Origin of the sequence: Roseomonas sp. KE2513, from assembly GCF_016107305.1 — a bacterium.
Taxonomy (GTDB): Bacteria; Pseudomonadota; Alphaproteobacteria; order Acetobacterales; family Acetobacteraceae; genus Roseomonas.
The window spans coordinates 1-20343 of sequence record NZ_RCVR01000010.1 but is presented as its reverse complement, the minus strand read 5'-3'; the positions used below and the strand labels follow the sequence as shown (position 1 = coordinate 20343).

Genomic DNA, 20343 nt, shown 5'->3' with positions numbered 1-20343 from the left:
GTTCTGGCCCGATATCGCCGGTGACTCTGGGGAGGGGAGGGAGGAATCCTTCCTCTCCTCAGGCCCTACGCCACCTTCTTCTGTTCGTTTGCGACCTTTTGCTGGGCCGCTGGCACCGGCCTCAGCGCGCCGCCATCGCCTCTCCTAGGGCCGCCGCTTCTCCGAGTGAGGTGACGATCGCGTCGGCCGGCCCCTCCTCGCGCAGGGCTGCAAGCATGGCGCTGTCGGGCGGTGCGTCCCAGAGGCCGACGATGACCTTCGCTTCCGGAAGCTGGCGCGCGATGCGGCGGAGGAAGTAGCGCAGTCCGGCGACGCTGTTGCCCTCTTCCAGCACCGAGAGGATACAGAGACGGACCAGGGCGGGGTCGAGCCGGGCCAAGTTGGCGTTCTCCAGGGCCGCGCTCGTCTCCGCCCGGGCACCGAGCCCAGTCCGGTGCAACACGAGGGCGGCGAGCCGCGCGGCTAGTGGGTCGAAGGGGCCGCGGCCGGCGATGCAGAGAACCGACCCCTCTGCTTGCCAGGGAGCGGGGAGGGTGGTGTTCCCGGCCGCGCCGAGATCCGAGAGGTCGTCGAGCAGCGTGCCGACCTGGTTACGGATCACGTCCAGCCGCTCCGGCTCCAGCGCCTCGCGCGACCAGTCTGTCTGGGCGAGGACAAGGCCCTGCAGCGCCACGCCGTCGCCGTAGGCCGTGAGGGAGTTGCCGTCCTCGGCCAGGAACTCGCGGGCCTGGGCCACCAGCCCGTCCGCGTCACCCTCGAGCGCGCGCTGATAGAAGCTCTCCTCCGGTTGGAGGGGCGGGCGGTCGCCGAGCATCACGTCGAAGAACTCGAAGCGGGGAACGTGGCGGCCGAGGACCACGAGCCCAACGGTGAGGGGCGTGGAGATGAGAAGGCCGATCGGTCCCCAGAGGAAGGCCCAGAAGCTGGCGGCGAGCACGACCGAAAGCGGCGAGAGGCCCGTGCGGCGCCCGAAGAGAAGCGGCTCGAGCACCTGTCCCATAACCAGCCCGCAGAGAAGGAAGACGGCGAGCACGACGACGGCGGTGGACCAGCCGGGGTCGATGGCGGCCGCGAGCAGCAGGGGGGGCGTGATCGCGATCGGCGTGCCGATAAAGGGCACGAAGCGCATCAGCCCGGCCAGGATGCCCCAGAGCAGCGGGCTTGGCAGACCGATCGCGGCCAGCACGCCCGAGATCGCCACCGCGTAGCAGGCGTTCAGCGCCACCTGGGCCAGGAAGAGGCGCGAGAGGCGGCCGGCGGCGTCGTTCATCGCGGTCATCGTCCGGTGCAGGTCGCGCGCGCCGGCGAGGCGGATCGCGCGGTCCCGCAGATCCTCGCGGTACAGAAGGACAAGGATGCTGAAGATGATGACGAGCCCGGCGGTGGCCAGCGGCCGCAGCAGCGGGCCGAGCACGTTGCCGAGCACGCCAAGCAGCGCCGCGTCGGAGCGGTTGTTGGCGACGACCACGGCTTCGCCGGCAGTTGCCGCCGGCGCACCGCCGCCGAGCAGGTCCTGCGCCCGGCGAAGCAGGTCGCCCAGGCCCTGCAGGGCACCGAGCTTCGCGCGGAGGGCGGCTGCGTAGCGCGGGATTTCCGCCGCCAGATCCGCCGCCTGCGCGCCGAGGGCCGTGCCGATCGCCCCGAGCACGAGGAAAGCCGCGAGCACCGCCGCCAGCACCGAGAGCCCCTTGCCCAGCCCTACCCGTTGCAGCGACTTCGCGACCGGCGCGAGGACGAAGGCGAGAATTACCGCGAGGACGAGGGGCACAAGCACGTCCCGCCCGAAATAGAGGGCGGCGACGATGATGGCGGCCGAGACCAGCATCGCCGCCCCTGCCACGGGGTTGCCGGACGCGGGGGCCGGCGGCAGGCGTCGTTCGGTCGGGGCCATCAGGCGCGATTCGTTCCAGGCGGGCATTCGGGCAGGGCCGCGCCGTGCCACGCCCCTCGGCATCCCACCAGCCCCTTCCGGCGTTGCGCGCGGGAACGTCATCGGCGGTGCCGGTGAACGCAGGACGCCGGGCTGGCACGATCGCCGCCGGAACGAAGGAACGCCCGTGCCCGATGCCTCTCCCCGACCCGGCCCTCTCTCCCGCGCCAGGGGGCTGCCACGCCTTCCAATGGTCGCGGCGCTGCTGGCGCTGCTGGCGGTCGCCGCCGGCGCCGTCGGCACCCTGCTGAACGGGCGGGACGCGGCCGCGATCGATGCCGCGAACGAGCTGGTGGTCGGCCTGGAGGGCGTGCTCTCGGCCATGAAGGACGTGGAAACGGGCCAGCGCGGGTTCCTTATCGTCGGGCGCGAGGAGTACCTGCAGCCCTACGAGGAAGGGCTCGTGGCGGTGGAGCAGCGCCTCGTGGCCGTCGAGCGCCTCCGTGGGCCGGCCGGTCTGCCGGCCGAGGGCCGCCTGCGCGAGCTGATTGCCCGGCGGGAGGCGCTGGCCGAGCGCTCGGTGGCGCTCCGCCGCGCGGGCGGCGACGAGCAGGCCCGCGCCCAGGTGGAGACCGGCCAGGGGCGCGAGGCGATGGACGCCATCCGCACCGAGGTGGCGCGTCAGCAGGCGGCTGCCCGCACGCAGGTGGAGGCGCTGAACCGCGCGAGCGACCGGCGCGGCCTGCTCCTCTGGGGAATCTCGGTCGGCGCCGCGCTGCTCGCCTGCGGGTTGCTCGGTGCCTACGCCCGGTCCCGGCGCCGGGCAGAGCGGCAGGCCAATGCGCTGCTGGACGCGGTGATGACCAATGCACCGGTCGGCCTCGGCTTCATCGGCGCCGACATGCGTGTCGTGAACGCCAACCAGGCCCTGTTGGATATCGGGGAACGCGCGATGGGCCTGCCGCGGTCGGGTGCCGCTGGCGGCACCATGCCCGCGCTGCCAGATGCAGTACGCGAACGGATCGCTCCGCGGCTGCGTGCCGTGCTCGATGGCGGCCGTGCGCAGTCCGAGGTGGAGGTGGAGACCGCTCCGCCCGACCGTCCGGGCGAGCGACACTACCTCATGGCCACGCTCTTCCCCCTCGCGCATTCCGGGGCAGGGGCGGAGGGGGCCGGGCTGATCCTGGCGGATGTGACCCGCCGGCGACGCGCCGAGGACCGGCTGCGGCGCAGTGAATCGCGTTTCCGCACCCTTGCCAACTCCCTGCCCCAGCTCGCCTGGCAGGCGGACGCCGGGGGCGAGATCGAGTGGTACAACCGCCGCTGGTACGAGTTCACCGGCACCAGCTTCGAGACGATGAAGGGCTCCGGCTGGGTGGCCGTGCAGCACCCCGACCATGCCGAGCGCGTGCAGGCCGGCTTCCGCGCGGCCATCGCGGCGGGCGAGCCCTGGGAGGACTTCTTCCCGCTTCGCGGCGCCGATGGCGGCTACCGCTGGTTTCTCAGCCGGGCCGTGCCGATCCGCGACGATCCCGACGAGAATGGCGGGGGCGTCATCACCGGCTGGTTCGGCACCAACACCGATGCGACCGATCTGCGCGAGGCACAGGAGGAGGCAACGCTCGCGCGTGAGGCGGCCGAGGATGCCAACCGAGCGAAGAGCCAGTTCATCGCTAATATGAGCCACGAGCTGCGCACCCCGCTCTCTGCCGTGATCGGCTACTCGGAGATGCTGGAGGAGGAGGCCGAGGACCTTGAGGGCGGCGAGGCGCTGACAAAGGACCTGCGGAAGATCGGCGCCAACGCGCGCCACCTCCTCTCCCTCATCAACGACGTGCTCGACCTCTCCAAGATCGAGGCCGGGCGGATGGAGACCCATGCAGAGGATTTTGCGGTCTCCACACTTGTCTCCGAGACCGTGGCGACGGTGCAGGCGCTGATGGAGGGTAAGGGCAACGCGCTGGAGGTGCAGGTGCCCGAGGGGCTCGGCACCATGCATTCTGACCAGGTGAAGCTGCGGCAGTGCCTGATTAACCTTCTCTCCAATGCGAACAAGTTCACGGAGAAGGGCCGTGTCACGCTCTCGGCGACGGAAGGGCGCGATGAGATGGGGCGGCGCGAGATCACCTTCCGCGTCTCCGACACCGGCATCGGCATGACGCAGGAGCAGCTCGCCCGCCTGTTCACCCGCTTCACCCAGGCGGACAGCTCCACCACGCGCCGCTTCGGCGGCACGGGCCTGGGGCTCGCCATCACGAAGGCTTTCTGCACCCTGCTGGGCGGCGGAATCGCCGTGGAGAGCGAGCCGGGGCGGGGAACCACCTTCACCATCCGCGTGCCGATGGACATGACCGAGACCGGCCCCGAGCCCCAGGCGGAGGCGCTCTCCCTGCCGGATGCGGAGGAGCGCACGCAGGCCGGGCTTGTCCTCGTGGTGGACGACGATGCGGCGTCCCGTGAGCTGCTTTCCCGCTTCGTGGTGCGCGACGGCTTCGCCGTGCGCTGCGCCCATGACGGGGAAGAGGGGCTACGCTTGGCGAAGGCGCTTCGCCCGACCGCGATTCTGCTCGACGTCATGATGCCCCGCATGGACGGCTGGTCCGTGCTAACGGCACTGAAGGCGGATCCCGATCTGGCTGAGATCCCGGTGGTGATGGTCTCCATCGTGCAGGAGCGGGCCCTGGCGGTCTCTCTGGGCGCGGCGGACTACCTCATCAAGCCCGTGCAGTGGCAGCGGTTGCGAAACGTGCTCGACCGCTACCGCGCCCCAGGCGCCGCCCTGGTAGTGGAGGCCGAGGCCGAGGCACGGGCCGAGCTCCGCCACCTGCTCGAGAGCGAGGGTTGGTCCGTAGAGGAGGCGGACGGCACGGAGATGGCGATGACCCGCCTGACCGCGCCCGACCCGGCGGCACCGCCCGTCGGCCTCGTGCTCGTTGCCGTGCCCGGGCCGGAGGAGGAGGGGCTGCGGCTGGTGCACGGCCTACGCGCGCGGGAGGACCTGCGGCACCTGCACGTGATCGCGCTGACGGGGGGAGAGGTGGCCCCGGCCGAGTTGGAGGCGCTGCGCGGGCAGGTCCGGCGCGTGCTACCCGCCGATGACGAGCCGCCCGACGCTCTGCTCTCCGAGCTGCGGCGTATCGCGGCGGCACGCGCGGCAGGGAACCCGGCGCCTCCGCCCCCGTTGCAGCCGGAGACGGAGGCTGCCGCACGATGACGAAGATCCTGCTCGTGGAGGATCACGAGGAGCTCTGGGATTTCCTTTCCCGCCGGCTGCGCCGCCGCGGCTTCGACGTGGTGCTGGCGCATGACGGGCAGCAGGGCGTGGACATGGCACGGGCCGAGCGGCCGGACGTCGTGCTGATGGACATGAACCTGCCGGTGATGGACGGCTGGACCGCTGCCCGCACGCTCCGTGCCGACCCGGACACGGCGGGCATCCCGATCATCGCCCTGACCGCCCACGCGATGTCGGGCGACCGGGACAGGATGCTGGAGGCAGGGTGCAACGACTACCACCCCAAGCCCGTGGACTTCCCCCAGCTGCTCCAGCAGATCGACGCGGCGATGCTGGCGGCCGAGGGGTAGCGCCGCGGGCGTTCAGCGGCCGACGACGACGATCTCCCGGCGGCTGCTCCAAGACCCCCCACGCGCCATCGCCGTATCGGGCGGCTAGAGCCGCGGCGCGATGCCCCCGATGCCACTGGCGAGTTCGAGCCCGGCCAGCGCGTTGAGGTAAGCGGCCCGCGCCGCGTTCCCCGCCACCCGTGTCGCGTTCAGCGTGCGAAGCGCGTCCAGAGTGTCGAGCAGGGTGCGGCCGCCGGCAGAGTAGGCAGCCTCCGTCGAGCGGTAAGCCTCTTCCGCCCGGCCGAGGGCGTTGCCGGTGGTCAGGTCGAGCAGGGATCGTGCCTGGACATAGGCCGACCAAGCCACAGCCAGGTCCGACTGGGCATTGGCGAGCGCTGCCTGAGCCTGCGCCTGGGCCTGGCCGCGCTGGGCACTGGCCACGGCGATGTTCCCCTCCGTCAACCGGCTGGTGAAGATCGGGATGGAGAGGCCGATGCCGAGCGTGTCATTGGCGCGGAGCGGCCGGCTGGCGTTCGGTAGGTCCTGGCTCAGTTCCGTGCGGGTCACGGTGCCGTTGATCGACACGTCGCGTGAGCGCCCGGCCTCGGCGAGGCGTGTGTTGGCGTCGGCGGCGTTCACGGCACGGGAGGCGGCGAGCACGTCCGGTCGGTTCGGCAGCGCCTCGGCCAGGGTCTCGCGCGTCAGGTCCAGCGGCGGCGTCGCGTCGAAGCGGCCGCGCAGGTCGAAGGGCATGCCTGCGAGGATCGAGGGCACGGGGTCGCGCCCCGCGTTGCGCGCGGCAGGCTCGGCCGTGCGGCTGGCGTCCACCCCGAGGAGCGCCGCGACCTGGGCGGCGGCGGCGGCGTAGGACTGCGCGGCGTTGGCCACATCCTGCTCGAAGGGTAGGCGGCTGGCCTGGAAGCGCAGGAGATCGGATTCCGGGATCGCGCCTTCCCGCACCTGGCGGGAGAGAAGGTTTTCCGTGCCATTCAGGCTGTTGCGATTGGCCAGCGCCACCTGGAGGTTCGCGCGGGCCTGCAGCGCCTGGATGAAGAACTGGCGCAGCGTGAAGACCTGGGCCCGCAGCGCATCGAGCACCTGCGCCTCGGCGACGCTGATCTGCTCGTCCGCGAGGCGGGTGCGCAACTCCCGCTTGCCGCCCCGCTCGATGGTGAAGCTGATGTTCAGTGAGGCGTTGTTGAGCGGGGAAACGTAGCGCTCGCCGTTGTAGCTGCGGAAGCGGCCGCCCTCGTTCACCTGCGCGGTGGTCTGGCCATAGCCGATGCTACCGGCGGGGTTGGTGTTGGCGACCAGCCGCTGGGCGCGCGCGATGTCCACGCCGCGGCGGGCGGCGATGACCGCGAGATTGCGATCCACGAGCAGTGCCTCCGCCTCCGGCAACGTCAAGGCCGGGGCGCGGATCGGCAGCGGTGCCTCGGCCGGGGCAGTGCTGCGCGGGGTGCGGGCAGGACGGGTGGGCCGGCCAACGGGGGCGGCGGCAGGCGCGGCCGGGGCAGTGATGGCGGCGGGGGCCCGGGCCTCCTGCGCGCGGCCGGGTGCCGCGAGCAGGGGGGCGAGAGCCCCCGCGGCGAGGAGCGCGCGGGCGGCGTGGCGGGGCAGGCGGGTCATCGTGTCAGGCCTCGGGGACGAGCGGGCGAGGAAGGGGTGGTCACTCGGCGGGAGCGGTGCGGGTGCCGGCGGCGATCTCCGCGCGCTCCTCCCGCGCCGCGCGGCGGCGACCGGTGAGGTCCACCGCCACCGGCAGCACGACGAGGATGAAGAGCGGCACGAGCCCAATCCCGCCGACCACCACGATCGCGAGCGGCTTCGTCACGTCCGCGCCGATGCCGTGGGCGAGCGCCATGGGCAGCAGGCCGCAGAAGGAGGCGAAGCAGGTCATCATCACCGGCCGCAGCCGGTCGAAGCCCGCGCGGGTCAGTGCCGGCGTCCAGGACATCCCCTCCTGCTCGCGCAGCTGGTTGAAGTAAGAGAGGAAGATGATCGCCTCCATCACCGTGATGCCAAGAAGGGCGAGGAAGCCAATCGCGGCCGGGACGGAGAAGTTCAGCCCCGCGACGGTGAGGGCGAGCACGCCACCGGAGATTGAGAGCGGCAGGAGGGCGAAGACCATCAGCGTCTCCCTAAGCCGTCCGAAGGCGATGTAGAGGAGCACCGCGATGATCGCGAGCGCGATCGGCACCACCACCATCAGCCGGGCGACGGCCGCCTGCAGGTTCTTGAACTCGCCCACCCATTCCAGGCGGTAGCCCTGGGGCAGGTCCACGTTGCGCGACACCCGTTCCTGCGACTCAAGAACCGCGCTGGCCGGGTCGCGGCCGCGGACGGAGAAGCGGACGGGCACGTAGCGGGAGGAGTTCTCGCGGTAGATGTAGGAGGCGCCGGAGACCATCTCGATGCGCGCGACATCCCGCAGCACGGCGTTGCCGCCCACCGGCACGCGGCCGATCGCGTCCATGCCGTCGCGGAATCGCGGGGAGAGACGGACGATGATGGGGAAGTTCCGGTCACCTCCGGGCTCGTAGAAGTTGCCGGCCTCCTGCCCGCCTACGGCGGCGGAGATGGCGGTGTTCACGTCGTTGACCGTCAGACCCAGCCGCGCGGCCTTCGCACGGTCCACGCTGATGGACATGGTCTGCTGCCCGACGCTGAGCAGCACGCCGAGATCGGCGATGCCCTGCACCTGCGACATTTCCCGCCGGATCGCATCGGCCACGCGGGAGGCGACCACGGGATCCGGCCCGATGACCTTCACCGCGTTGGCGCCCTTCACGCCCGAGGCCGCCTCCTGGACGTTGTCCGAAATGGCCTGGGAGAAGGAGAACTCGACGCCCGCGAACTCTTCGTCAAGCCGCTTGCTGATGGCGGCGACCAGCCCGTCACGGTCGGGCGCCGTGGTCCACTTCTCCTGCGGGATGAGCGGGACGAAGAACTCGGCGTTGAAGAAGCCGGCGCTGTCCGTGCCGTCGTCCGGCCGACCCTGCTGGGAGGTGACGGTGATCACCTCCGGGAACTCCATCAGCACGCGCCGGATATGGTTGGCGGTCGGGTTGCCCTCCTCGAGGCTGATGGTGGAAGGCATGGTGGCGCGCAGCCAGATGCTTCCCTCCTCCAGGGTCGGCAGGAACTCGGCGCCCAGGCGGGTCATGGCGCCGACGCTGCCCAGCAGCATGGCGCCGGCCAGGGCCATCGTCAGCCCGCGGCGACGCATGCCCCCGTGGAACAGCCGGGTGTAGGCCCAGCGGATGCCGCGCACTGCGAAGGTGTCCTTCTCCTCCGTCTCCGGCTTGAAGAAGGTGGCGGCGAGCGCGGGGGTGATGGTGAAGGTGGCCAGCAGCGCGCCACCGATGGCGTAGGCGTAGGTCTTGGCCATGGGGCCGAAGATGCGGCCTTCGATGCCGCCCATCGCGAAGAGCGGGATGAAGGCCGCGATGATGATCATGATCGAGAAGAGGATGGCGTTGTCCACCTCGCTCGCGGCCTTGAGCACCGTCATCGGCACCGGGCGGGGCTTCTGCCCGGGGGGCAGGTGATGGCGGGCGAGATGAAGATGGCGGAAGATGTTCTCCACCATGATGACCGTCGCATCCACCAGCAGGCCGAAGTCGAGCGCGCCGAGGGAGAGCAGGTTCGCGCTCTCCCCACGCGCCATCATCATCAGCACGGCGAAGAAGAAGGCGAAGGGAATGGTAGCGGCGATTACCGCCGCGCCGCGCAGATCGCCCAGGAAGAGCCACTGGATGACGAGGATGAGGGCCACGCCTTCAAGGATATTGTGGACGACCTTCACGGTGGTCGTGTTCACCAGGTCCTCGCGGTCGTAGAGGGGGACGATCTTCACACCGGGGGGCAGGACGCCGCCCTCGTTGATCCGCTTCACCTCCGCCTGAACACCGTGGATGGTGGGCAGCGTCTGCTCGCCGCGCCGCATCAGCACGGTGCCGAGCATCACGTCGTCGTCGTTCTCATGGCCCGCGATGCCGAGGCGCGGCAGGTTGCCCACGCCGACGGTCGCCACGTCCGAGACGAGAACGGGGCTGCCGTTCTGGCTGCCGAGGACGACGTTGCGGATGTCGTCCAGCGAGTGGATGAGACCGATGCCCTGCACCACCACCGACTGCGGCCCGACGTTCAGCGTGCCCGCGCCCACATTGACCGAGCCGTTGCGGATGGCGTCCACCACCGCCGGCAGCGAGAGGCCGTAGGCGTTCATCCGGCCGAGGTCGACCTGGACCGAGTAGGTCTTGGAGATGCCGCCGAAGGAGGTGACGTCGATCACGCCTGGCACGCGCTTGAAGCGGCGATCGAGCACCCACTCCTGAAGGGTCTTGAGGTCCTCCAGCGGATAGCCGGGCGGGCCGACCAGGCGGTAGCGCATGATCTCGCCGATGGGCGAGGCCGGGGAGATGCCGGGCTGGGCGCCGTTCGGCAGAGCGCCGAGCTGGCCGAGGCGGTTCAGCACCTGCTGCACCGCCTCCTCGTAGGTGTAGTTGAAGTTGAACTGGACCCGGACGTCCGAGAGGCCGAACAGGCTCGTGGAGCGCAGCGTGGTCAGGTTGGGCAGGCCCGACATCGCCACCTCGATCGGAATCGTGATGGTGCGTTCGATCTCCTCGGCGTTCTGGCCGGCGTTCTGGGTGATGACCACCACGGTGGGTGGCACCGGGTCCGGATACGCCTCGATGTTCAGGTGCTGGAAGCCGAGCACGCCCACCACCATGAAGACGACGAAGAACAGCAGCACGAGCGGACGGCGCTCGAGTGACTGAGCAACGAGGTGACGCAAGGGGGTGGCTCCCGGGGCGGGGGGATCATGGCGCGGCGAGAGCCGGAACTTGGGGCTGCTACACCCCTGCCGACCTCTGGCAGCGTCGATCTGAGGCCTTCGAAGCCTCTCTGGAAGAGCGAAAATCGGCGTGTAAGCCGCTTGTAAGGCAGGGGGTGCATAAGACGATCAGGGATGGCGAGCGCGCTCGTCCCGCCCCTTTGTCCAGGTAGCAGGTGCTGGCCATGAACATGCTGACCCCTCCTCAGCTCGCCGAGGCCGCCTCCGTCCAGACTATTGTGGGCGGCGCCGCGCCGCAGCAGGCTCCAGCCGTGCCCGAGACCCCGGCCGCCCGGCCGCGCAGCCGCCTGCCGCTGCTGCTCGCCGGTCTTGCCGTGATCGGCGCCGGCGGCTTCTACGCCTATAAGGAACTCGGCTCGCCCGCGGTGCCGGCTGTGCTTTCCCCTGCCCAGGCCGCCTCCAACACGGGCCGCATGGCGGATGGCTCCTTCAAGCTCTCCTCCACCGAAGCGAAGCTGCTGCGCGTCGAGCCCGTGGCGGCGCGCGCCTTTCGGCCCGAGCGCGTGGCCGAGGGCCGCATTTCCTTCAACGAGGAGCGCTCCACCCCGATCTTCGCGCCTTATACCGGCCGCGTGGTCCGCGCCTTGGCCCAGCCCGGCCAGCAGGTCCAGGCCGGGGACGTGCTGTTCGAGATCGAGACGACCGACCTGACCGGGGCGGCCAACGACCTCCTCTCCGCGCTGGACGCCGCTGGCAAGGCGCGCACCCAGGTGGACCTGTTCCGCCGCAACGAGACCCGTCAGCGCGACCTCTTCGCCGCCAAGGCGGCTGCCCGCCGCGACCTGGAGCAGGCACAGGCCGATCTGGCGAACGCGCTTTCCGACCAGCGCACTGCCGAGGCCACCCTCGCCGCCGCACGCGACCGCCTGCGCGTGCTCGGCCGCGACGCTGCTTCCATTGCCGAGATCGAGCGCACCCGTCACGTGAACGCCGTGGTGGCCGTGACGGCGCCGCTGGCCGGGACCGTGGTGCAGCGCCGCATCGGCCCGGGCCAGTGGCTGAACGCCGGCGGCGCGGACCCGATCTATACCATCGCCGATCTCTCCCAGATGTGGCTGGTGGCTGGCGTGCGCGAGATGGACGCCCCGCTGGTCCGCGTCGGCCAGGTGGTGCAGGTGAGCGTGGACGCGCTGCCCGGCCGGAGCTTCGAGGCGCGGATCGACAATGTGGCCAGCGCGCTGGACGCGACCACCCGCCGCCTGACCGTGCGCGCCGCCGTGCAGGATCCTGACCACCTGCTGAAGCCGGAGATGTTCGCCTCCTTCCGCATTGCGGTCGGCGACGCGAACGAGGCAGTCGCCGTGCCCGCGGGCGCGCTGATCTATCGCGGCGCCACCACCTCCCTCTGGGAGGCGCTGGGCGACGACCGCTTCATCATGCGCCGCGTGAAGACCGGCCTGCAGTCCGACGGCATGGTGCAGGTGACGGAGGGGCTGAACCCTGGCGCCCGCGTGGTGACCGGCGGCGCCCTCTTCATCGACCGCGCGGCGCAGGACTGAGCGAGCCCTTCCTGGAACTGTTCCGCGAGTGAGGCTGGGGAGAGGAAGAAGGAATTCTTCCTCCTTCCGGATCCCTCGCCATCATCTTTTTTTCTGATTTGGGGGTGCCTTGCGGCCGGTGCGTCTCGGGTACTGACCCGAGGCGACTGCACGCGCAGGAAGGGCATTAGGAAAGAACAGCCCTCATCCCGCGGACAGACTGGCCGGCGCCTGCGTCACCGCAATAACCGCTGGCGCAGGCGCCAGGGGAAGGTGGAGCGAAAAGGCCGCGCCACCGCCCGGTGCATCGCCTACTTCGGCCGTGCCGCCATGGGCGTGCACGATGCGCTCCACGATCGATAGGCCAAGGCCGAGGCCACGCCGGTGGGTGTCGCCCGCCCGCCAGTGGCGGCGGAACACGTTTCGCCGCTCGGCTTCCGGCACGCCGCGGCCCTGGTCAGCCACTTCCACCACCGCCATGCCGTTCCTGGGTGCGCCGAGGCTCAGGGTTACCGCGCCACCGGGTGGCGAGTGCGAGAGGGCATTGTCCATCAGGTTGCGCAGTGCCCGGCCGATCGCCTCCCGCTCACCCCGGACCCAGATGGGGCCGCCGCTGGCGGGGGCGATCACGGGATGGCCCTCGCGCTCGGCCATGGGGGCGAAGCGGCGGGCGGTGTCGGCGGCCAGTTCCGCGAGATCGAAGGCACCCTCGGTCACGGGCATGTCGCGGGCGGCCTCGGCGGCCTCCAGCAGGTCGGAGACGAGCTGGGCGAGCTCCTGAACGTCGCGGCGCAGCCGGTCCGTCACCTCGTCGGCGTTGAGCAGGTCCAGCTCGGCCTGGATGATGGCGAGCGGAGTGCGCAATTCGTGCGCGACCTCGGCCGAGAAGCCGCGCTGCCATTCGAGGCTGTCGTCGAGGCGGTCCAGCGCGCCGTTCACGGCCTCGATCAGGGGCAGGAGTTCAAGGGGGATCTCGCTCTCGTCGAGCCGGGGCGGGCCGCCATGGCCGATCAGCTCCGCCTCGCGCGCCGCGCGGCGGAGGGGGGCCGAGAGAAGGATCAGCAGCCCGATATTCGCGATGAAGAGAAGCACGGCGCCGAGCGCCAGCACGGCCATGATGGGCCCCAACGCCGCAGCAGGCACGTCGTCGAGGACGATATAGGAGCGCTCCATGTCCTGGGCGATCTGGAGCGCCAGGCGGCCATCGGGCGTGTCGATCCAGCGGGTGACGCCCCAGAGGCGGGTGCCGTCCTGCCCGATCTTGAAGGTGGAAGGGATCGAGCCGTCTTCCTCCACGCGCGGCAGCTGCTCCCGTACGCCGGGGGAGGTGGCCAGGCGGTGGCCCTGGGCATCGGTGACGGCGTAGAGCATCGAGCCGCTCGATGTGTCGAAGCGGCGCGAAGCCTCCGTGCGGATGGGGCGGGAGAGGCCAGCGAGCCCATCCTTCTCCAGCCGCTCGGTCAGATCGTTGCCGGAGGCGAGGATGCCCCGCTGGTGTTCGGTCCAGACCACGCGGTTAATGGTGTGGTGCAGGATGAGTCCGCCGATCACCAGTGCTCCGAAGCCGATCACCGCGTAGGCGAGGGCCAGGCGGAGGACGAGGCTATAGGGTTTGCCCGGGGCGGCGATCGGGGGAGCTGCGGCCATGGGATGAGGCTACTCGCGCCGGGCGCAGCTTGTCTCGCCCCCATCGGGCGGCGGCGCGGCTTGTCCGGCCCCCGGCGCCGACGCACTCTCCGCGGGGTTGCCGAGGGGAAGAGGGCATGCGGGTCCTGCTCGTGGAGGACAACGCGCGGCTCGCGCAGTTGCTGGCGGAGGGGCTGCGGCGGGCGGGCTGGCAGGCGGATACCGGCGGCTCGATCGAGGAGGCGGAGGCGGCGCTCGCAACCGGCGAGTACGACGCCGTGGTTCTCGACCGTGGGCTGCCGGATGGCGACGGGATTGATCTCGTGCGCCGCCTCCGCCACCGCCCCGGCGCGCCGCCCGTCCTGATGATGACCGCCCGCGGCGAGGTGGCCGAGGTGGTGGAAGGTCTGGACCTCGGCGCCGACGACTACATGGTCAAGCCGGTCTCGCTGGTGGAGCTTGTCGCCCGGCTTAACGCGGCGCGGCGGCGTGGCGGGCGCGGGGCGGCGCCGCTGGTGATGGGCGCCCTCTCGCTCGATCCGCTGTCGCGCGCGCTGACCGTCGCCGACGCCCCCTTCGACCCCCCACCGCGGGAGCGCACATTGCTCGAGGTGCTGCTCCGGGCCGCTCCGCGTCCGGTGGCGAAGGAGACGCTGGAGGCGCGGCTTGCAGGGCTGGATCGGGCGGTGCAGCCGAACGCGGTGGAGGTCTATGTCCACCGTCTCAGGGCGCGACTGGGGCAGGCGGGGGCGGGGGTGGTGATCCAGACGGTGCGCGGACTAGGATACCGCCTGGAAGCCGCCCCGCCCGGGGATTCGGCCACGGCCTGACCAAACCGGTAAGGTGGCGGAGCGGAGGAGCGGGTTGATGCGCCGATGGATCCCGGTGGTGGTGGCGCTCGCGGGGCTTGCCGCCTGCTCCACCGAGCAGCCGCCGCCGGCCGCCATGCCCCAGGCGGAGTTGCGGGCCCCCACCCTGCCGCCGGGCTCGCTGCTCGTGGCGCTGCCGGGCGTGCCGCCGGTGGCGCGGGGGCTGAGAGCGGAGCTGACCCGCGGGGGACCTGCTGTCTGCGGCGAGATCGTTGATGCGGTGCTGCAGCCGGCGGAGAATGGGCTGTTCCGGCTCATTACCAATCGCCCGGGCCTGCTGGTGACGCGGGAGACGGTGCTGCGCCGTACCGACGCGCCGCCGGGCGCGCCTGAGCTGGCGCTCGAAGGCGCCAATAACGGCCGCTGCGACTATCTTCTCCGCACCGCGGAGCTGAATGGGGCTTAGCTCGTGGGCTGCTCGCCGAGACGGCGGGAGAGGCCCTCGAACTCGCGGCGCAGCGCCTCGCCCTCGAAGGGAAGGATTACAGGCGGTCGGATGGCTATCACGGCGCCGAAGTCCCGCTCCGCTCGCATCAGCGCGGCCACGTCGTAGGCAAGGGCTGCCGTGCGCGCCGTGTTGTCTGCCACACCGCGCGCCGCTCGCGTCCGGTCCAGGGCCTGGGTGAGGCTCGTCCGCTGGTCCTGCAGGTGGCGGCGGTAGAGGTCGGTGGCGCGCAGCGTCAGGTCCTGCGTGCGCAGGTTGGCCTCGAGCGAGGCGCGCAGGCCCGCGTCGCGCATCGGGCGCAGGCGGGCCTGGGCATCGTTCCGTAGGTCCCGCGTCTCGCGGTCGATCGCGTCGAGGCGCGGAAGGAGCAGGTTGTCGATGCGCGAAACGGCCTCGGCCTGCACCGTCTCGAGCACCGCCAGCAGCGTGGCGTGAATTCCGTAGTAGCGGCGCAGAACCGCCTCGTTGTCGCCGGCGCCTGCAACGGCCGCGCGGAGATCGGCCTCCAACTTTTCCACGTTCGCGTAGGCCGCAAGAAGGGCAACCACGTCATCCCCGTTGACGGAGATCGCGAGCTTCTCCGCCGCTTCGCGCGAGATGGTGACACCGATCTGCCCAAGCCTGGCGACGAAGGCGTCGGTGAGGCGGGAGGCCTCGGCGCCGGCGCGGGAGGCCTGGGCCTCCAGCTCGGTGGCGTCGCTGCCGGCAATGCGGGCGGCCGCCGCACGATCGCGCAACTCGGCGAGGCGGGCGCGGGCGTCCTGAAGGCTGCGCAGCTCTCCCATCGCCTCGCTGCCGGCCATGGTGGCAGCGGCGGCGCGCAGCAGGGCCTGCACCCGGTCCCGGGCGGTTAGGTCGCGCTGTTCTTCAATGCCTCTTGCGTCGGCCTGCGCCTCCGTCACCCGGCCGACCGCAGAGAGCGAGGCGGCGCGGTCCGGCTCGCGAGCCGGGGCGCGGTCGGCGGTGCTGCCGCGCCCCGGCCCAGGGGCGCCGCCTACCTCGCCGAGGCGGAGCGCCGCGTGGCGAAGCCCGTTCTCGAGGTTCGTGACCCAGTCCGGCCGCTGGAAGGCGACCAGGGCGGCGAGAAGGGCGATCGGGATGAGAAAGCGCATGCTTGGATCCTGATGGACAGGATGACAGATCGTCGCGCGAGGCTACTTATAAAGGTGGTTCACAAGCCGCCACGGGGGACGAAGGGCGGCTTTTCAGCTCTGTGCGTGCGGTGCAGACTCATCGCATCCGAGACCGGAAAGAGTCGGGTTGTGACCAAACAAGAGCAATTTCTATGGATCGTGCAGACCGCGATCATCGTGAATGCGGTCCGGCTCTCCGCCGGGACGGGGAATGGGGCGGACGTGTCCGACATCTCGTTGACCGCCAATTGGGCGGCGATATCGGACGCGATCAGGGCGAGCGAGCTGATCCCGGCCGACATGGATGCCGACGCCGCAGCCGATGATTACTGCACCTACATGCTCAGCAACGAGCGTCGGGCGGAGGCCCAGGCGCATGGGCATCCGCTGCCCTGCCCGGAGTGGTTCGCGCGGTCCTGACGTTACGGGTTCTTCATGCAAAAGGCCCCGGGCCGGATCTCTCCGGCCCAGGGCCTTTTCATACGGCGGCCTTTCGCCGCGCCGGCTGGTCCGCCGGCGTGGCGGCCGCTGCGGCTCAGGCCTGGCGGAGGTTGCCGGCCGAGAACTTGCCGTTGTTGCCCGACTGCACGTCGTACTCGAGCTTGTCGCCCTCACGCACGTCCAGGCCGGCGCGCTGCACGTCGGAGATGTGGAGGAAGACGTCCTTCGAGCCGTCGGAGGGCTGGATGAAGCCGTAGCCCTTGGTCGCGTTGAACCACTTCACGGTACCAGTCGCCATGATGTTGCATCCGATCAAAAAAGAAAAACCGCGGGGCAACATTACCCAGCGGATCACCTTCGCCTTGAAACGGAAACAAACCTGACACCCGTGAGGGCAGAGGAAGCAAACCGAAACAACGAAACCTGACCCGTCCAATATGGGCTCTTTTGGCGGGGTTGCAAGAAGTTCCTTCGAATGCCGACTTGGTAAAGAGAGAGCGGGCAGCGACGCTGTGTTCCCTCACTCCCCGCTCAGAGCCACCCGCGCTCGCGGAAGCTGTCCAGGTCAGTGCCGGCAGGAGCATACCAACCGCCGGCGCGGTACCGCGCACCGAGGCTCATGGCCGCTTCCTTGTTCCCGAAGGGGATGCGGAGCGGCGTCTCAGCCTCCGTCAGCTCCGGCCCGGACGCGGCGGGCTGGCGCGCACGGGGCCTAGCGGCGGATTTCCCCGTTGCTTTCCGCGTCCCTCTCTGCCGAGGCGTAGGCGTATCCGATGCGCCTTCGGCCGGGCGCGCGGCGCGGCGCGGCGCACGGCGGACGGATCGTTGAGCGTCGCCGCCGACCGTCGGCGACGCCTCGCGCTTGGCGGCGTGCTCGTCGAGGAAAGCCCGGCAGGCGGCGGCCGAGGTGGTGTAGCCGCGCGGCGGCTTGATCCCCTTCTGGCGGGCGAGGCTGTCCACGAAGCGCTTCATGGCGGGCGTCGGCGCCCCGGCCGCGCCGCCCGTGCGGCGGGCGCCGCCGAGCAGTGCGGGATCGGCCGGGCCCGCATTCTCCTGCAGCCGGCCGATGATGCGGCTGGCCTGGGCGCAGACGGCGTCGATTGCGCCCATCATCTCCTGCTCGCCGACCAGCACCTCGTCCAGCAGGCGTTCCATCTGCGCGGTGACGCCGGGATCGACGAGGGCGGGGTCCGCGCGCTCCAGCACGGCGTGGAGGGAGAGGCCGCGTTCCGTCGGCACGATGTTCTTGCCGTCGATGGCGAGAAAGTCCTGCGCCTTCAGGCCCCGGATGATCTCGGCGCGCGTGGCGGGCGTGCCGATGCCCTTGGCCTCCTTCAGCCGCTCCTGCAGCGCCTCGTCCTCCACGAAGCGCCAGGCGTTCTGCATGGCCTCGATCAGCGTGCCCTCGTTGTACCGCGGCGGCGGACGCGTCTCCTTCGCCTCGACGGCCGCGTCGTGCAGCCGGGCGGGCTCGCCGTCGCGCAGTGGGGGGAGAAGCTGTGCGTCCTCGCCCTTTTCGTCGGCCGGCTGCCAGTTGGGGAAGGCGGCGCGCCAGCCCAGCTCGATCGGCTGTCGGCCGGCGGCGCGGAAGGCATGGCCGCGCACGTCCATGGTGACGGTGGTCTGGCGGTAACGGAAATCGGGCATGACGGCCGCGAGGTAGGAGCGCGCGATCACGTCGAAGAGCTTCCGCTCGTCCGAAGTGAGGCGCGGCCAGACCGCGCGCAGCGTTTCTACCGTGTTCACGTTGGGAATGACGGCGTGGTGGCTGGCCCCGGCCAAGCCCTTGTCGTGGAAATGGCCGGAGGCCCCGCGGCGGACGACCGGGGGCTGCGGCACCGGGATTTCGCTGAAGGCGCGGCCGACCTGCAGGCCCGCCACGATGCGCGGCACGTCGGGGATAAGGTTCTCAGGCAGGTAGCGCGTCTCGGCGCGGGGATAGGTGATGACCTTTTTGCCCTCACCGTCATAGAGCTGCTGCGCCACCTCCAGCGTGTGCGCGGCCGACCAGCCGAAGCGGGAGCCGCAGAGCTTCTGGAGGGAAGGCAGGTCGTGCAGCCGGGGCGGGCCCTGTCGCTTGTCCTCCACGCGGACGTTCAGCGGCCCTTCGAAGCCCTCCGCGATGGCTGCGACGGCGTCCGCGTCCTCGCGCTTGAGGATGCGCTCCTTCGGGGCGTGGCGGAGGCGGAGGGAGCCGGCCGCGGCATCGGCGGTCGCGACCACCTCGAAATAGGCCTGCGGGACGAAGTTGCGGATCTCGAGTTCCCGCCGGCAGACGATGGCCAGCGTCGGCGTCTTCACCCGGCCGACGCCGATGACGCTGCGGGCCCCGCGGGCGAGGGTGACGGTCGCGGTACGGGTGAGGGAGAGGTTGTAGATCTGGTCCGCCTGGCGCCGGGCGACGGCCGCGGCGTAGAGGCGCGCGTATTCGGCGTTGGGGCGTGCCCGCGCGAAGGCCTCGCGGATCGTCTGCGGATCCTGGGCGGTGAAGATCACCCGCATGACGCGGCCGCGATACTTCAGGTGCTCCAGGATCTCCTGACCGATCAACTGGCCTTCCCGGTCGCAGTCCGTCGCGAGCCAGACGCAATCCGCCCCGCGCAGGGCCTCGCGGATGGCCTTCAGCTTGGAGGCCTTGTTGCCGCCATGGGCCGGCTTGGTGGGGTAGAGACCCTCCGGGCGCAGGAGGATGGGGGACCAGCGCTTCCATTCCGGCATGGCCTCCTCTGGCTCCACGAGGTCGAAGAGGTGGCCCTCGGCTGGAAGGATCATGCCGTAGCGCGCGCCGACGGCGGCACGTACGTCTTTCGCCTGGCTGGTCTTCTCTGTGATGACGATCTGGGCAGGCATGGGCTCGGGGTGGAGGGTTCTGGTGTCGGGCGTGGGTGGCGGCCCCGTTGGAGCCGGCAGGGGACAGATTGTAGTGCGGGCGGGCCACCGCCTCCAGGCAGGGCAGGTGGGCACCCACTAAATCAACGACCTACGGCTTTCCGGCACCCCGCTTCCCCGATATGGCTGCGCGCCTTCATCCGCAGAGCAGTTCCTGATGAGCCGACCCCTCCTTCTTGGCCTCGCCCTTCTTCTCGCGGTGTCCGCTGGCAGCGGCGCTAAGGCGGAGACCTGCAGCAGCTCGACCCTGGTCTCCAATGATTTCGCCGTCGCCCGCTGGTGCGGCGACCCGCCAGCGCCAGGGAGGCTGCGCATGGTGCGGCGGGGTGGCCGAGCGGAGGAGTTCCTGAACGTGCCGCTCGACACCTACCGCGAGGTGGTCCGCACCCCGCACGTGGCCCAGTACGTCGCCGACGACATCGCGCCTCGCTTCGAGCGTCAGGCTGCGGCGCCAGAGCCGGCGCCGGCCACCCGGCCACGGCCGCGGGCAGCGGGGGAGGGGGCTGAGGTTCGCTCCGCCCGTCTCCGGCATGTTGCCGCGCGGCCTTCCACAGGTGCGGAAGCGGAGCGGACTGAGGCGAGCAGCACCGTTGGAAGCGCACCGTCCGCTCGGCGGCACCGGCACCGTCGCCCTGTGGAGGATGAGCAAACCGGTGCCGAGCGGCCGGCGACAAACGCCAAGGAAGCAAGCAGGACCGCAGCTCGCCGAGCCAGGCAGGCTGCGCGCGCCCTGGAGGAGCGGGACCGCTGAGCAGGCGGTCTGCGTCGACGGAGCGGCAGGACTTACCTGCAAGCATGGCGGAAGGCACTTGCAAGGCGGCGCCGGCGGAAGTATTTCGCCGCTCCGCAGTTCAGCGGAGTCATCGATCTTTCACCTTCCCTCGCTTCGTGATGATGCTTCGGCATTATCTTGAAGATGGAGGCTTGTGAAAAAGGTTGGTGAGTCCGTTAGGATTTCCTGGCTGGTAGCAGGATGACCGTGAGGTCTTCGGTTACATGTTTGGTGGTCCGGAAGTTTTCTTCCGGAAAGGCGAAAAGAGGGGTTGATCCAGACGCTATCGGCGCCTATATCGATCCCAGACGAACGGTGGTTCTTTCTTCTGGTTTGAACGGCAGCGAGTTATCTCAGGCCGAGCAGAAGTTCAGAAGTGAAGGTAATCACCC

Annotated in this window: 14 protein-coding genes; 7 read left to right on the top strand and 7 right to left on the bottom strand. The window is 70.5% G+C overall.

The features are described from left to right. Positions 1 to 121: 121 nt before the first annotated feature. On the bottom strand, positions 122 to 1891 hold the full coding sequence (locus D9599_RS12000; protein WP_198381478.1) for an AI-2E family transporter: 1770 nt from the start codon (positions 1889 to 1891) through the stop codon (positions 122 to 124). A 166-nt stretch (positions 1892 to 2057) separates the two neighbouring features. Between D9599_RS12000 and D9599_RS11995 the strand changes: the two genes are divergently transcribed. Further along, complete coding sequence (locus tag D9599_RS11995; protein WP_198381477.1) at positions 2058 to 5084, top strand: ATP-binding protein; 3027 nt, start codon at positions 2058 to 2060, stop codon at positions 5082 to 5084. Beyond that, the gene (locus D9599_RS11990) at positions 5081 to 5455 is read left to right on the top strand and encodes a response regulator (protein WP_043834985.1); all 375 of its coding nucleotides are present in this window, start codon (positions 5081 to 5083) and stop codon (positions 5453 to 5455) included. The genes D9599_RS11995 and D9599_RS11990 overlap by 4 nt, the downstream gene beginning before the upstream one ends. Before the next feature lie 84 nt (positions 5456 to 5539). On the opposite strand, the gene D9599_RS11985 is transcribed toward D9599_RS11990, so the two are convergent. Both D9599_RS11985 and D9599_RS11980 read right to left on the bottom strand, forming a co-directional pair. Next, entirely contained in the window at positions 5540 to 7063 is a 1524-nt protein-coding gene (locus tag D9599_RS11985; RefSeq protein WP_198381476.1) for a TolC family protein, read from the bottom strand. A 40-nt stretch (positions 7064 to 7103) separates the two neighbouring features. Next, positions 7104 to 10238: an efflux RND transporter permease subunit gene (locus tag D9599_RS11980; protein WP_198381475.1), complete on the bottom strand. Its 3135-nt coding sequence runs from the start codon at positions 10236 to 10238 to the stop codon at positions 7104 to 7106. Between the two features lie 224 nt (positions 10239 to 10462). Between D9599_RS11980 and D9599_RS11975 the strand changes: the two genes are divergently transcribed. Then, positions 10463 to 11797 (top strand): efflux RND transporter periplasmic adaptor subunit, encoded by a 1335-nt coding sequence (locus D9599_RS11975; protein ID WP_198381474.1) that lies wholly within the window; start codon positions 10463 to 10465, stop codon positions 11795 to 11797. A 183-nt stretch (positions 11798 to 11980) separates the two neighbouring features. On the opposite strand, the gene D9599_RS11970 is transcribed toward D9599_RS11975, so the two are convergent. Next, positions 11981 to 13423: a HAMP domain-containing sensor histidine kinase gene (locus D9599_RS11970; RefSeq protein ID WP_198381473.1), complete on the bottom strand. Its 1443-nt coding sequence runs from the start codon at positions 13421 to 13423 to the stop codon at positions 11981 to 11983. A 116-nt stretch (positions 13424 to 13539) separates the two neighbouring features. On the opposite strand from D9599_RS11970, the gene D9599_RS11965 reads away from it, so the two are divergent. Together D9599_RS11965 and D9599_RS11960 are read left to right on the top strand one after the other, a co-directional pair. Continuing rightward, complete coding sequence (locus tag D9599_RS11965) at positions 13540 to 14232, top strand: response regulator transcription factor (RefSeq protein WP_198381472.1); 693 nt, start codon at positions 13540 to 13542, stop codon at positions 14230 to 14232. Positions 14233 to 14269: 37 nt separating this feature from the next. Next, on the top strand, positions 14270 to 14677 hold the full coding sequence (locus D9599_RS11960; protein WP_198381471.1) for a hypothetical protein: 408 nt from the start codon (positions 14270 to 14272) through the stop codon (positions 14675 to 14677). Here D9599_RS11960 and D9599_RS11955 read toward each other — a convergent pair. Continuing rightward, positions 14674 to 15828 (bottom strand): hypothetical protein, encoded by a 1155-nt coding sequence (locus D9599_RS11955; protein WP_198381470.1) that lies wholly within the window; start codon positions 15826 to 15828, stop codon positions 14674 to 14676. The two genes, D9599_RS11960 and D9599_RS11955, sit on opposite strands and share 4 nt — an antisense overlap. Positions 15829 to 15978: 150 nt before the next feature. Between D9599_RS11955 and D9599_RS11950 the strand changes: the two genes are divergently transcribed. Beyond that, entirely contained in the window at positions 15979 to 16269 is a 291-nt protein-coding gene (locus D9599_RS11950) for a hypothetical protein (RefSeq protein WP_198381469.1), read from the top strand. Positions 16270 to 16384: 115 nt separating this feature from the next. On the opposite strand, the gene D9599_RS11945 is transcribed toward D9599_RS11950, so the two are convergent. Together D9599_RS11945 and D9599_RS11940 are read right to left on the bottom strand one after the other, a co-directional pair. After that, the gene (locus tag D9599_RS11945; protein ID WP_043834995.1) at positions 16385 to 16588 is read right to left on the bottom strand and encodes a cold-shock protein; all 204 of its coding nucleotides are present in this window, start codon (positions 16586 to 16588) and stop codon (positions 16385 to 16387) included. A 233-nt stretch (positions 16589 to 16821) separates the two neighbouring features. Further along, positions 16822 to 19140 carry a type IA DNA topoisomerase gene (locus D9599_RS11940; protein WP_232480420.1) on the bottom strand — a complete coding sequence of 773 codons (2319 nt, stop codon included), beginning with the start codon at positions 19138 to 19140 and terminating at the stop codon, positions 16822 to 16824. Positions 19141 to 19336: 196 nt separating this feature from the next. Here D9599_RS11940 and D9599_RS11935 point away from each other — a divergent pair, with 196 nt between their 5' ends. Continuing rightward, a complete protein-coding gene (locus tag D9599_RS11935; protein WP_198381468.1) occupies positions 19337 to 19930 on the top strand; it encodes a hypothetical protein in 594 nt (197 codons plus the stop codon). Positions 19931 to 20343: the final 413 nt, after the last annotated feature.

Coding starts and splice junctions, on each gene's coding strand:
- D9599_RS11990 (WP_043834985.1), top strand. CDS start 5,081: ATGACGAAGATCCTGCTCGTGGAGGATCACGAGGAGCTCTGGGATTTC.
- D9599_RS11965 (WP_198381472.1), top strand. CDS start 13,540: ATGCGGGTCCTGCTCGTGGAGGACAACGCGCGGCTCGCGCAGTTGCTG.
- D9599_RS11935 (WP_198381468.1), top strand. CDS start 19,337: ATGAGCCGACCCCTCCTTCTTGGCCTCGCCCTTCTTCTCGCGGTGTCC.
- D9599_RS11955 (WP_198381470.1), bottom strand. CDS start 15,828: ATGCGCTTTCTCATCCCGATCGCCCTTCTCGCCGCCCTGGTCGCCTTC.
- D9599_RS11975 (WP_198381474.1), top strand. CDS start 10,463: ATGAACATGCTGACCCCTCCTCAGCTCGCCGAGGCCGCCTCCGTCCAG.
- D9599_RS11985 (WP_198381476.1), bottom strand. CDS start 7,063: ATGACCCGCCTGCCCCGCCACGCCGCCCGCGCGCTCCTCGCCGCGGGG.
- D9599_RS11940 (WP_232480420.1), bottom strand. CDS start 19,140: ATGCCTGCCCAGATCGTCATCACAGAGAAGACCAGCCAGGCGAAAGAC.
- D9599_RS11960 (WP_198381471.1), top strand. CDS start 14,270: ATGCGCCGATGGATCCCGGTGGTGGTGGCGCTCGCGGGGCTTGCCGCC.
- D9599_RS11970 (WP_198381473.1), bottom strand. CDS start 13,423: ATGGCCGCAGCTCCCCCGATCGCCGCCCCGGGCAAACCCTATAGCCTC.
- D9599_RS11945 (WP_043834995.1), bottom strand. CDS start 16,588: ATGGCGACTGGTACCGTGAAGTGGTTCAACGCGACCAAGGGCTACGGC.
- D9599_RS12000 (WP_198381478.1), bottom strand. CDS start 1,891: ATGGCCCCGACCGAACGACGCCTGCCGCCGGCCCCCGCGTCCGGCAAC.